This is a genomic window from Rhodococcus sp. P4_B6, from assembly GCF_056402215.1.
In genome coordinates this window covers 1-12,322 of sequence record NZ_JBFUHV010000016.1, presented here as the reverse complement: position 1 = coordinate 12,322, position 12,322 = coordinate 1, and the positions used below count along the sequence as shown (strand labels likewise).

Here is a 12,322-nt window from a genome sequence, read left to right as displayed (position 1 = left end):
ACCCACCCCCTCCGGGGGTCACTCCCCCCGGCCCTTCGGGCCTAGGGGGGAGTGTACTACTAGAAATTGCGCCTCGCCAACCTATTTCGAAACGCCCATGTCACACGCTTCCTGCGGTGCTGTTTCGACCGCGCAGCGGGACGTTGTAAAGCACGCCCTCCACGGACCCCGTGGCGGCATCGGGACCGCTTCGACCGACAAACGCCTACCCCTGCCCGTATCGCTCGCAGCAAGGCGTCTCACACACATGCTCGGGCGGGTATTGGACCTGCTCGACGCAGCGGTCGGAGAACGGTGGAAACGCCTCGCACTCGACCGCTCATTCGGGCGCTCTGCAACGTGATCCGCGACTGCTGTTCGGAGCGCTGCGACGGGCTGGTCCATGGCTGCACCCGCGCCGCTCCGCCAAGTGCGGCGAACACCGCCACGCGGAGGCCACATCGACACAGCGAACGAGTTCCCCGGATACCGACCTCGCCCCGACTTGCGAAGCACAAACCGGGTCTCGGTGAGCCACGCGCAGACTGCTGTGATCCGGAGTCGCCGGGACGCTCTACGTGGGCACCAACGGGCTCGGGACGATTCGTCGAACGCGTCGCTCGGAAGTTATCCACATACCCCGTTGAACCCGGCGCGCGCTTTTTGCCACAGTGCTCCCGCATCAATGTCGGACCGAGCGAAAGGGGGACGCGGTGAACGCAAGTCGTGACCCGGTCAAAGACTGGGTGGTTCAGCAGTACCGCGAGATCTTCGGCGACTCCGACACCGCACGCGCAGGCAAGCAGGTCGATTCGGACGGCAACCCGACGCGCATCGGCCGCTTCACCCCCACCTCACCGATCGCTGTCGCTGGCGCTTCCGCGGCGGTGTACGCGCCACGGCTGCTGCCGGCAGTCGACGGCAACGAGACCGCGACGGACCTCCTCACCCAGCTGCACGGCTACCAGTGGCCTTTTCTCGCTGGCGCTGCCGCACTGTGCGCGCTCGATGCGTCCCGCTACCGCGCGCACAAGTCGATTCAGATGCTCGAATCCGTGGTACGTCAGACCACCGGTCACCTTCCCCGGAAGGTCATCGTTTCACTGGCTCCCGGACGACGGGCCATCCGCCGGGCAACGATCAAACTGCACCCCGGCACCGTTATCCGGCCCAAGGCGTTCGACGAGCTGACCAGGGCAATCGAGGAGGCATGCCCCGGCCGCGGCAAGTGGGAGGTGCGCGTCAAGCATGAGGCGCACAAGAATCGAATCCTCATCACCCGCGCCGAAATCATCCCCGACACTCGCTCCCCGCGGCACAAGGCGCTGCAGGCGGCGCTCGATGCCGGCGCGATCCTCAAAGACGCGAAGGTCACCGTCGACTCGGTCGACGAGTACGGCGTCGAGACCGGCTTCAAGATCACGTTCGAGCCGTCGATGAACTCCGGTGCGCGAGGCTTCCAAGCAAAGGTTGACGAAGCACTGGCATCTCTTGCGGGCGTGCACGAGTCCGGCCGCACTTGGACCACGGAGTGGACCCCTTCGCAGGGCCACCTGGTGATGCGGCTCGTGGCTGCGATGCCGACTAGGGTGGACCACCCGCTCGCCCTGGTCGACGAGGACCTGCGGCACCTACCATATGCGACCGGCGCGGCGGACCTGACGATGTTCTGGGACGTGTCAACGAGCTCGAACAAGCCGCATTGCTTGATCGTGGGCCCGACAGGCGGCGGCAAGACATCCGTCATCCGCACGTTGCTCACCGAGGCGGCGCGCCGTGGCATCCCGTTCGTCGGCGTCGATCCGAAGATGATCGAACTCGATGGCCTCGAGGGTTACCCCGGCTGTGGCGCGATCGTGTACGACGCGCTCCGCGCGGCAATGTTCGTGCGCGCGCTGCACACCGAGATGATGGCCCGCAACGCCTACATTCACCACAAGAAGATCGAGGGCTCGCAGCTACCGCTGATGATCGCGGTCCTCGATGAATTCTTCATTCTCTCCGGCAAGTGGCAACGGCTGGCGAAGACGGGCGACGACGAGACCCGAGAGCGACTCAAGGAACTCGACCCGCTCGGGGCGTGGGCTGACCTCGCCGTCCTGGCGCGCTCGGCCGGCATCCGCTTGTTGCTCGGTGTCCAACGGCCGGACGCCAGTCTTTTCGGCGGCGCCAGCGGTAACGCCCGTGACAACTTCGGCACGCGCCTGAGCCTCGGGAATCTCTCCCAGGACGGTGCGCTGATGATGTGGGGTGACTCCACGGTCGGACGCGAGGTCGACACCTCGGTAAAGGGACGCGGCATCGCGCTCGGCACCGACGGCAGCCCGGTCGACGCACAGATGTGGTGGACCCCGAACGTCGACCGGCACCCCAACAAGTGGAGCCAGCTCCCCGAGTCGGAGAAGGCAATCATCGACGGGCTCCAACCAGCCGAAGCGCCGGAGTTCACCTGCTACTCGCGTGAGCTGGCCGAGTTCATCGAATCCGAGCGCGCATTGGCCAAGCGAGCCCGCGAGCACGGCGACGTTCCGGAACCAATCGTGCTCGGCGACAGCCCGGTCAGCGCTGCCGCCGACGATGACGATGTCGCCGACGCGATCCCGGCCTCCGCGATCACCGAGGGCATGGTCGTGCTCGTCGACGACGGCCAGGGCAGCGAAGTGCCCGTCACCGTCGATGCGGTCACCGTCATCCGAGACAAGGTCACCGGGGACGTTCTCGAAACGACGTTGTCCATCAACACCGGCGGACGGGTCAAGACCAATGTCCACTACGGCCCCACTGACGTCGTGTTCCTCCCCGGGCCCGACCGGGTCCCCGCGACCGTCTGAAACACCCCACCCGCCCCAGGAAAGGAATCACGATGACCGAAGACACCGACACCAATTCCACCGCCCCGGAGCAGCAGCCCAAACCGCGTATGCCCCGACCGGCCATCGGGTCGATCGCTGCGGCTGCAGGACTACTCGGATCGGCTATCGGCGGTTCTTTCGGACCGCTCTCAAACGTCAGCCAGACGGCCATCCACGACGCCCATTACGGCGACTGATTTCCACCGCTCCACCGATCACACAAACAACCCGAGAGGACACACCATGAGCCGCCGCATCTCCCAGTCGATCACCCCGACCACCGAGGACATCAGCGCGCTGCGCAGCCCGTTCGTCACCAAAGGTGTCAGCGATCCGGTGATCACCGAACTACGCGGATACCTCAAGGATTCCGTGCCCGGATGGCTCTCCAAGCTCAGCGAGACACAGGAGCTGACCCGCGACCGCCTGGTCGAGATCAAAGACGCAGTCGACAAGCGCCGCGCGGTGTACGAGGCACTGCCCGAAGGCGAAGCCCGCGACAAGGCGCTCGCAGCTCTCGACCGCACACAAACCATCGTTGACGAGATGGACACCGAGCTGTCCGGCGCCAACGCCTTCAGCGGGATCAACTAAAGATGACACCGACCATCGATGTCGAGATCACCTCCGAAACGACTGCCCGCGCGATCCTTGCCTCCGCCGAAGTGGACCCGGTGGACCTGCAAGCGACCGAAACCGAGACGCTCGAGGCCGTGGTGCACAGGTTCCTGCACTCAGTCGCCAAGGACCAGAACGTCGATCTGGAGGTCGTGTACCGGAAGGGCGAGAACAGCCGCCACCTGACCGTCCTCCCGAACGGCAAGGTAGAGCCGCGCACGCCCAGCACACCGATCCCCACCACCGCGCCCACGGCACCCCCGCCGGCACGGGCGGAGGACTCCTCCGCACCACCGACGGGGCCCGTGGTCGTGGCCGCCGAACCCCTCACATACGAAACCCAGTCTGAGGTTGTTCCGCACCCGCAGACGCCGGCCCCCAGTCGGCCGCAGGCCCACCCGCAGACCCGTTCCCGCACTCCGCAGTACCAGGGAACCGACGAGGCCGTCACCGGCCCACTGGAGGCGCTGGCGGATCTGGTGGCGGCGCCGGCCTCGCCCGTGGCAAGTGATCCGGCACGGCTCGGCCTGCGAGGGCGGCTGAATGCAGCGCTCGGGCTGAAACTGGTGCCGAAAGAAGCCTCACTGGAGATGCGACTGCGGGATGCGCAGACCATCATCGCGGGCCCGCTGCCGGACCGTGCGCTGATCGGTGTCATGCAGGTCAAAGGTGGTGTCGGGAAGACGCCTCTGTCGATTGCGCTGACCGACAGCATTGCCACCTATCGCGGCTCCCGCCGCGTTGTATGCGCCGACCTCGGGGAAGTGGGTGGCAGCTTCCCCGATCGGGTGGCGGTTCCGCCCGCTCATGGCTCGGATGCGCTCGGCTTACTGGCGGAGATCACCCCCGCGGCAACCGATATCCGGCCGACGACGCTGAGGCAGTACCTGACCCAGCAACCGAGCGGGGCGGATGTCGTGATCGGCGGTGCGGCCGCGCCTCTCAGGTACGACCAGGCGCAGGCGCTGGGAATGATCCTCAGTCAGCATCGGGACCTGATCGTCGCCGATACCGGGAACTCGAGCCTCGCCGACAGTTGGCAGTGGGTGGCCGGCGCCGCGCATGTGGTGCTCATCCCGGTGCCGATCCGCACCGACGCCGCGATCGGCGCACAACGCACACTCAAGGCCCTCGCCGCCGTCCGACCGGACCTGTTGAGCCGAACAGTCATCGTGATCACCGATGGCCCCGGAGACATCCCAGAAGACGAACACGACATCGTCGAGCGGTTCAACAACCTGGCGGTACCGGTATGCCGGATGCCGTACGAGCCACTGTTCGCCGGCGGCAAGCGCATCGCGTTGCCTCAGTTGCGCCGTCAGACCCAAGAGGCGCTGACCGTGCTCGCCTCGACCGCCATCGGCCTGATGGACCGTGCCGCTGGCTGATGCGTTGGTCCGGCCAGTCCCGAGCCGGACGTCACTTCGAGGACTTCTCCGACCCACCTCGTTCACCGGCCGCATTCGGGCCGATCCCAGCTGAAAGGCACATTCGAGATGAGCAACCAGATCCCCGCCGGCAATCGGGCCGCGCGCCGCGCAGGTGGCCGGCACCGTCGAGCCAACGCTACGCACGCGGCCACTGCCCTGGCGGTAGCCACGGCTGCCCTGGCCTCCGGAATCGCCCTGTCGCCGTCCGCGGTGGCCGCGCCGATCCAGGGAGGTGTCACCGGTGGAAGCAACCAAGAAGGTGTGACCGGAGCCGACACTCAGGGCGGAACCACCACCTCCACACCGGCACCCGAGGCCGAGCCCGCATACGTCCCCGAGGCGCCGGCGGAACCGGAGTACTGGGTCGCCCCGCCCGCCGCGTACCAGGACATCGAATGGCGAGCATTGCCGAACTACGACTACGAAAACGACTCGTACGTCACGCCGGACGACTACTACGTCGCACCGGTCCAGGTGCAGGAGTTGCACCTGCCGACCGCCGTCGCGCCGACCGCTCCGATCATCGCTCCACGCGACACCCTCCGGATCGGTGAAATGCATATCAAGCAGCCGAACTGGATCACCGACGAGGACAAGGACCGCACCAACAACACCTTCGCGGTGGTCGAATCAGGGGTGTCGACGGCCTGGCGATCGATGGGTGTCGAGACCGACCGAGCCGACCGGATCGCCGCCGCCCAGGTCGGTGCCGGAGCAGCAGGGGCGACAGTCGGTGCCCTCACCGCAGGCGCGACGGCCGCCACCGCAGGCGCTCTGGTCGGCGGCACTATCGGCGGCATCGCCGGAATGACCGCGGGCACCGTCTTCCTCCCCGGAATTGGATGGGTGCCGGTCGGCGTCATCGGCACCGCCGCGGGCGCGGGTATCGGTGCCGCGGCAGCGGGTATCCCCGCCGCTGCTGCTGGCGCCCTGGTCGGCGGCGGCATCGCAGTGGCCGCGGTCACCCCGCTCGCGGCGGGCGACAAGGGCGAACCCCACGAGGTCGAAGTCCCGGACATCGACCAGGAGGCAGTGACCGCTCAGACCGAAACGGTCCTCACCGACTGGGAGAACTCCGGCCCGATCGGACAGGCCGCCGCGTCGGCCGTGCAGGACACCGTCGAGTCTGCGCCTGCGATCGACCAGCAGGCCCGCGACTTCGCCTCGGCCCAGCCCGGAGGACAGCAAGCGATCGAGCAGGTCAACAACACCCTCAATTCGTTCTTCAACGACGCCACGCCGGGTCTGGCGGGGAACCTGCTGGCCAGCGCCGTCGGCGGCGGCGTCGCGCACGGCAACTGATACCGAGAGAGTGGGTGCAACACCATGAAGAAGCCGAACCTCGGACGTAAGTCCTCGCGGCATCCCGCCGTAATCGACCTTCTCGGTGGTACACCCACCGGCAACGTCCCCCCAGGCACTCCCACCACTGATGCGGTGCCCGGGGGGCCGGCCAAGCCATTACCGACAGCAGCCCGGAGAACGCGTGACCCTGCCGGTGGTCGCCGCCCATACGTGAAGACCGAAGCCGCAATTGGCATGGCCGCCGCCATCGTTGCGGCCGTGGTGGTGGCGAACGACCAGATGCGCGAGGACAACCCCGATCCAGCTCAGGCTGCGATGACGGCGGCCGCCCCGACCGACGAGAACGGACTGCCCACGCTCAACCTGCCCGAACCTGAAAGGGTCGAGGAACCGGAGGCTGCAGGGGACGGCGATTGCCGCGCCGATCGCGGTGATCAGAAGAGCGGTGCGGGCGTCATCGCAGCGTTCAACCACGCGTACTACAGCCAGCGCAACGGGGAAGCCGCACGAGCGCTTGCGACACCTACTTCATCGGTGCAGCCCGCACCCGAGTTGCAAAAGTTCATCGACGCTGTGCCGGTCGGCACCAACTACTGCATCCGCACGATCAAGCTATCCGACGGGGTCTACCTGGTCGACCTCTCCCTGATGAAGCCCGGACAACCGGTGGACCGCGGCACCCAGACCGTCACTACCCAGAAGACCGATGGCCGCTGGTTCGTCGACGTCTTCAAGTAACCCCGCCCACCGGGCGGCATGGCCACCGATCACCGAAAGGAACCACGAACCGATGACCCTGTCCCACAGGCGGCCCCGCCGGACAGCTGCCGCTGTCGCACTTGCCGTCGGCGCCATCACCGCGCTGACCGCCTGCGGAGGCGACGAGGGCCGCATGGCCGCGGCGGTCTCAGCCTCGACCAGCGGAGTGATCGTCACCGATGCGAGCACCGATCTGGGCAGCATCATCACCGGCTGGGGAGAGGACTACTCGGACACTGAAACACCACGCCACGCCCCGACCAGCTCGACGCTCGCTGCTACGGAAGCGGAGACGCACTCGCAATCGACATCACCGCCCCGCACGGATGGAAGATTCACGCCAGCAGCGGCTCTCAGATACTCGCCATCGAAAACGACGACCAGGGCCTCGCCCGAACCGACGTCGACGCCACCAACGAGTACCTCGACATCACACAGTCGATTGACTGGTCGCAGCCAGACGAGGTCGATATCGCGGCCACCGCTGCTGCCCCGCAGGGTTGGAACTCGCCGTTGGCTCTGTCAACGACGACACCCAGCTCAAGCCTTCTATCGAGAGCACGGTGACGTCTGACGATGACCTGTTCATCGCACCGCCTGAGCCTCTGCCGACTGCTGAACACCCGGACGGTGCTCCAGCGCAAAGAGGCGACCGCTACGCGAACCTGCGCGCGCACATCGATCAGACACCGCCGCCAGGTCGCTGAGATCGGCGATCCCTTCGAGGATGAGCGGCCGCGACCCAAGCCGCGTCAACGACCACGGGTCAGCCCCACGTTCAGTTCCGGTTCAGGCCGTGCTTCCTGGTGTCCAGCGCCAACTTGAAATGGCTCTCCGCCTCGTCGATCACCGTCGTCGGCGTCGCCGGGTCGAAGACCCTCAGTATTGAGAAGCGGAATCCGGTCGGATCGACGTTGCGCAGCTCGACGTTGCCGCCGTGGCCGTTGGCCGCGTAAGCGCTCCAGCGCTGGCGAATGCTCTCCGCGCCGTCGGCCTTGCCGACGTACTGGCGGCCGTCCCCCGTGTCGGTGATGAGGTAGACGCCGACCACCGATGAGAGCGCCGTCCTCCAGGCCGCGTACCTGTGTTCGCGCATCACCGACTGGAGCTGCGCACGGTCGAGGACGAGCCGGTCGAAGCCGGGGAACGGGACCGGCTGGGCGTCGGCGATCTCCATGACCGGGTAACCGGCGGCGGTTGGACCATTGAGCCGCCAGGTGCGCGGCGACCTCCAGCCGATTACGAGACGGTTCCTGAGCTCCACCATGTGCTCGGAGATGACGAGGTCGAACAGGCGGTGTGTGCCGTCGGTCGATGTCTCGCCGCGGTTCTCGATGACCGACCACAAGCGCGCGCGGTCGCCGCCCTCGCGAACGAAGACAACCCAGATCTTGGGCGGCACGACCGGGAAGGTCCGTGGCTTCGCCGACTGCCGACTCGTGTACGCCAGGATGGCCTCATCGGTGGAGTCGGCGTCGATGCCCGCCAGACCCGTGTCCTCGTGCTCACGGACGTAGGCGTGGCGGATCACCTGGGCGTTCGCGGGGTCGATGCCAGCGCTCCGCAGGATCGGCTCGAGCGTCAGAGTCATTCCAGTACCAGCGCCCCGAACTCGTGGCGGAGTCTCTCCGCATCGTCCCCCACTTCGCTCGCCGGCCCGTACTGGTAGCTGACCATACGAACCCTGGACCCTTCAGTGCGGTTATAGAAGTAGCTCGTGTACTGGGCATTGTGCGGAGCCGCGCGGAGCTGGACGAACTGGCAGAGACGCAGCGGCGACTGCGAGCCATCGCGCACCAGATACAACTCGCCGTCGAGCATGGCGTCACCCACCCTGAAGTTCCTCGTGACGAATGGGGAGCGAGTACCGCGTGCTACTTCTGCAGCTTGGGTGTACCCGTCACGGCCGCGCTTGGCACTCCCGGCGCGGACGAGGAGGAGCTGCGCCCAGACGTTGCCAAGAAGCTGGCGAAGCTCGCGTAGGTCCGATACAAGAGAGTCAACCTGTCCCCTCCGCTCCTCCTCGGATGTGTGCCCGCCGTGGCCACTCCATCGGTTGCGCTTCGAGTTCACCTCTTTGAACTTGTTGACGACGTCTTTCGCAATCAGACGCTCAATCGCGGACTCACTGAGATCACCGAACGTCGCACGGATACGCGCAACCTCGTCCGCATCGCCGCTGTCGGCAGCAGCGCGAAGATGCTTGGAAGTCCTCTCCAGGATGACCACCCAGGTCCCGAACGAGGCCCGCTCGATGCCGATGTGCTGGTCGTTCAACGCCTGTCGAATGGCCGCTTCGATCTCGGCGCTGCTACCCGGATCGCTTCGGCAGGCAGACAGCAGTACCGTCGCGTGAAAGGTCACGAGAGCCTCCCAGGCATGGAGGTACGCCTGCAACTGGTCTCCGAGCGAGGTTGCCGTTTCCGCTGTCCACAGAGCTGATGCGACGGGGAAGGGAAGCTGCTCGAACCATGCAGTGAGCGAGTCATCGAACGCGTCCGCGAGCTTGCTCACGACCTCCTCCGCGTCCTCGGGCGAGGCCCAGATACCTTCTCGCTGGCTGCTCAGCTCAGCCTGAAACGACGCAAGGCGTTCGTCGGCTGAAGTGAGAGCGAACTGCACCGCCTTGCTGGGAGCCGGGATGATGAGCTCGTCGGCCCACCGCATTAGCGAATGGGGGTCAGACCTCAGTGCGACCACATGCGTGCCGGAGCTGCTGGCATCGATCGCCCTGCGCCGGCTGGCGATCCCTTGCTCCGAGTTGAGCCACGCAGCCAAGAAGGCTGGCTCAACCAGATCGCCGTCGAGTGCGATCGAGAGGATTCGGCCATCGGATCCTGAGCCAGCTGCATCAACGGAGACAGTGCCGACACGCGTTGTCGGGATGAAAAGTTGCCCGTGGGCCACTCCGGTCGAGTCCTTGACCGATATGGGCTCTCGCGCAAGGAGAGTGCTGAGCCGTCGGCCGGGCCAGCCGTTCGCCGCCAGATCAGCGAGCAACTCACGAGAATTATCGCCAAAGATGCGGCTGGGGTTCAGGTCTACGAACTCGCGCTGCTCTTCGCTGACCGAGACGCCGGAACCTGGACCGTATCGAGCCTTCAGGAGCAGAGCGTCGATCGGTGAGTCGTTGTACGTCGTGAGACGCCACGAGAGCTGGTTCCCTTCGCTGGACACACGCGAGAGTTGCGCCTCCCTGCGGATGAACTGCCGAAGGCTGACGCTGCGGTTCCGGGGCCCCGCCTTCCATGCCCTCAGTCCCGACTCGAGCTCCTCGAATGCCTGGACGGGCATCGAACGATGACGGCGTTCACTCGTGAACTGGGTCTGAAGGTCGGCAATCATCGCCTTGCCGCGCTGGCTCTTGCTGTCATGGTTCGTCAAGGTCAGCAAGTACAGAGGAATCGACGTATTCGGGGCGAGACCCTCCGGCAATCGTGTCACCGACTCGAGCAAGCCAGCATCCACGATCTTCCGCCGCACAAGTTCGTCGGCACCTCCGGAACTCAATGCCCTGGGGCTAACGAGAGCTGCGACCCGTCCGCCGCCATCGGCCGCTGGCCGTAACTTCTCAAGCGCCAGTGAGATGAAGAGCCACGTGCTGTCGGAACCTCGCGGAAGACCGAATCTGAACGCGCCCGAACGCTGACGCGCTCTGACAGCCGACGCGGCACCCCTCCAGTCCGCGCCCCAYGGAGCGTCGACGAGCACCAGGTCGGCTTCGAAGTCCTCGAAGTCATCGTGCTCGAGAGTGTCTCCTAGAGCCAGTTCCGCGTCGGCAACAGCTTTGAAGCGATCCCGGCTCGCCACGACCGCGCCTTCGCTGATGTCCTGGCCGCGATACCGGACCTGCAATCCGGCCGATTCCAGTGCAGTGACAAGCATGAGGCCTGCAAATCCAGAACCTGCTGCGGGATCCCAGATGTCGACTGACCTACGGCTTGTATCCAGGCGGCTAAGACACCCAACTGCGAGAGCGCGGGCCAAGGACAGGCTCGTGGTCTGCTCCAGACCGACTGAACCACGCTCCTTGTCGGAGAATGCTTCGCTCGTCGGAGCCTGGAGAACGGCGCGAATCCCTGGATGAGCGCCCTCTACTCGCATCGCACTTACCGGTTCTCGTCCGAGGCTTCGACGTCATCCGGGGCCGCTCCATCGTCCGTCATCCGCATCCGGCGCGACTGGTAGAGATACGCGCCGATGAGCCGAATGAACTCGTCGGCGCGCTCGTTCTCACCGGTCAGCGCGCCTGTGAGCTTGCCGAACGCGCCCTCGGTGAGCACCGCGGCATCGGTCAGCGTCTCGCGCAGCTCGGGTGATGCCAGGAACTGGTCGACGGCGTTGTGGTCGATTTGGTCGGCGATCCGCTGGTCTTCCTCGGCCATTCCGGCCGCTGCGATCACGTACTCGGCTTCAGAATAGGGACCGCGCAGAGTGTCGGCGACACTCCTTACGAAGCTTGACAGGACTGACACGACAGGCGGTTCTCCGGATCCGGTCGGCGCTGAGCATGCCGGCGAGACCGGCACTTGAGATGTGTTTCACACCATAGCGTGAAATTCACCGATTCGCTGACCTGATCGCTGCGAGTTTCGTTGGGCGGCAGGGGACGGTGTGTGGGCGTGGTTGAGCATCCGACCTCTCGTGTCGGGTTGTTCCACTGAGGCTTTCGCGTTGAGGGCGGATAGGTGTCCTGGGCGTTAGGTGACGATCGGGTGTGCGCGACCGAAGGTGTTGTCGAACAAGTTGTGCCACGCTGTTTCCCACGGCCAGTTCTGCGGGAGGCGCAGGGTCAATCGCCTCGCCGAGGAGGCGATGCGGGCGGGGACCGAGACGAGGGTGCGCCGGAGGGTGCCGGTGGTCGCTTTCGTCAGTTTCGGATCGCCGGTGAGGGTGCCGTGAGCGCGCGCCAGTACAGCAGGCGCAGCAACGCGGTGCAGGCCATTATGTTCGCCTGCAGCCTGCAGCCTGCAGCCTGCTCTACCGGCTCGACGAGGAGGCTGCCGCGCTCAGAAGGCGCTAGAGAGCAGCGACGCGTTCTGCCGGAACCCTAGGAGCGACGGCGCAGCCTTCGCACAGCATCGGTCCTGGTCTGGCCGGCAGCGGAGTCGCCGCGGACCAGAACCTTCGGCGCGCCGTTGCCGCTGGGTCCTGCAGCGTGGGTGCGCAGCCGGTCGACGGTGGTCAGGGAGGTCGTAGATTCCGTGCGCCATGACCGCCGCCACAACGCCGAAGAGCGCTCTGAACTGGGGAGATGACACGTCCCGGCGGGGGTGGGACGGTGCCGCCGGAAAGGATGCGTTCGGCCGCCGGCGGGTGTGTGGTCGGCTTACCGTGAACTCCACGGGGTTCGCGACCGTCGTGGATACCGTGTGGAGG

At 66.0% G+C, this 12,322-nt stretch carries 9 protein-coding genes and 1 pseudogene; 6 read left to right on the top strand and 4 right to left on the bottom strand.

The genetic code is table 11. The annotated features are described in order from the left end of the window. Positions 1 to 692: 692 nt before the first annotated feature. The 6 genes from AC1DWT_RS10420 to AC1DWT_RS10395 all read left to right on the top strand — a co-directional run bounded on the left by AC1DWT_RS10420 (position 693) and on the right by AC1DWT_RS10395 (position 6,922). Positions 693 to 2,810, top strand: coding sequence for an FtsK/SpoIIIE domain-containing protein (locus AC1DWT_RS10420; RefSeq protein WP_477920426.1), 2,118 nt, complete (start codon positions 693 to 695; stop codon positions 2,808 to 2,810). Between the two features lie 32 nt (positions 2,811 to 2,842). Next, positions 2,843 to 3,028 (top strand): hypothetical protein, encoded by a 186-nt coding sequence (locus tag AC1DWT_RS10415; protein ID WP_005245116.1) that lies wholly within the window; start codon positions 2,843 to 2,845, stop codon positions 3,026 to 3,028. Between the two features lie 46 nt (positions 3,029 to 3,074). After that, on the top strand, positions 3,075 to 3,425 hold the full coding sequence (locus tag AC1DWT_RS10410; RefSeq protein ID WP_477920424.1) for a hypothetical protein: 351 nt from the start codon (positions 3,075 to 3,077) through the stop codon (positions 3,423 to 3,425). 2 nt (positions 3,426 to 3,427) lie between these two features. Then, positions 3,428 to 4,837 carry a CpaE/TadZ family protein gene (locus AC1DWT_RS10405; RefSeq protein ID WP_477920422.1) on the top strand — a complete coding sequence of 470 codons (1,410 nt, stop codon included), beginning with the start codon at positions 3,428 to 3,430 and terminating at the stop codon, positions 4,835 to 4,837. 108 nt (positions 4,838 to 4,945) lie between these two features. Beyond that, the gene (locus AC1DWT_RS10400) at positions 4,946 to 6,181 is read left to right on the top strand and encodes an insoluble domain protein (protein WP_477920420.1); all 1,236 of its coding nucleotides are present in this window, start codon (positions 4,946 to 4,948) and stop codon (positions 6,179 to 6,181) included. Between the two features lie 213 nt (positions 6,182 to 6,394). Continuing rightward, positions 6,395 to 6,922 (top strand): DUF8176 domain-containing protein, encoded by a 528-nt coding sequence (locus tag AC1DWT_RS10395; protein ID WP_477920418.1) that lies wholly within the window; start codon positions 6,395 to 6,397, stop codon positions 6,920 to 6,922. Positions 6,923 to 7,721: 799 nt separating this feature from the next. Here AC1DWT_RS10395 and AC1DWT_RS10390 read toward each other — a convergent pair. The 4 genes and pseudogenes from AC1DWT_RS10390 to AC1DWT_RS10375 all read right to left on the bottom strand — a co-directional run. Then, on the bottom strand, positions 7,722 to 8,534 hold the full coding sequence (locus tag AC1DWT_RS10390; protein WP_477920416.1) for a GIY-YIG nuclease family protein: 813 nt from the start codon (positions 8,532 to 8,534) through the stop codon (positions 7,722 to 7,724). Next, complete coding sequence (locus AC1DWT_RS10385; protein ID WP_477920414.1) at positions 8,531 to 11,047, bottom strand: HsdM family class I SAM-dependent methyltransferase; 2,517 nt, start codon at positions 11,045 to 11,047, stop codon at positions 8,531 to 8,533. The genes AC1DWT_RS10390 and AC1DWT_RS10385 overlap by 4 nt, the downstream gene beginning before the upstream one ends. Before the next feature lie 5 nt (positions 11,048 to 11,052). Further along, positions 11,053 to 11,418 (bottom strand): hypothetical protein, encoded by a 366-nt coding sequence (locus AC1DWT_RS10380; protein ID WP_477920412.1) that lies wholly within the window; start codon positions 11,416 to 11,418, stop codon positions 11,053 to 11,055. A gap of 225 nt (positions 11,419 to 11,643) precedes the next feature. After that, positions 11,644 to 11,856, bottom strand: a pseudogene (locus tag AC1DWT_RS10375) (IS1380 family transposase); the annotation flags it as partial. Between the last annotated feature and the right edge of the window lie 466 nt (positions 11,857 to 12,322).

What these genes read in the sequence shown, in the direction of transcription:
- AC1DWT_RS10405 (WP_477920422.1), top strand. Translation starts at nt 3,428, where the DNA reads ATGACACCGACCATCGATGTCGAGATCACCTCCGAAACGACTGCCCGC.
- AC1DWT_RS10400 (WP_477920420.1), top strand. Translation starts at nt 4,946, where the DNA reads ATGAGCAACCAGATCCCCGCCGGCAATCGGGCCGCGCGCCGCGCAGGT.
- AC1DWT_RS10390 (WP_477920416.1), bottom strand. Translation starts at nt 8,534, where the DNA reads ATGACTCTGACGCTCGAGCCGATCCTGCGGAGCGCTGGCATCGACCCC.
- AC1DWT_RS10415 (WP_005245116.1), top strand. Translation starts at nt 2,843, where the DNA reads ATGACCGAAGACACCGACACCAATTCCACCGCCCCGGAGCAGCAGCCC.
- AC1DWT_RS10410 (WP_477920424.1), top strand. Translation starts at nt 3,075, where the DNA reads ATGAGCCGCCGCATCTCCCAGTCGATCACCCCGACCACCGAGGACATC.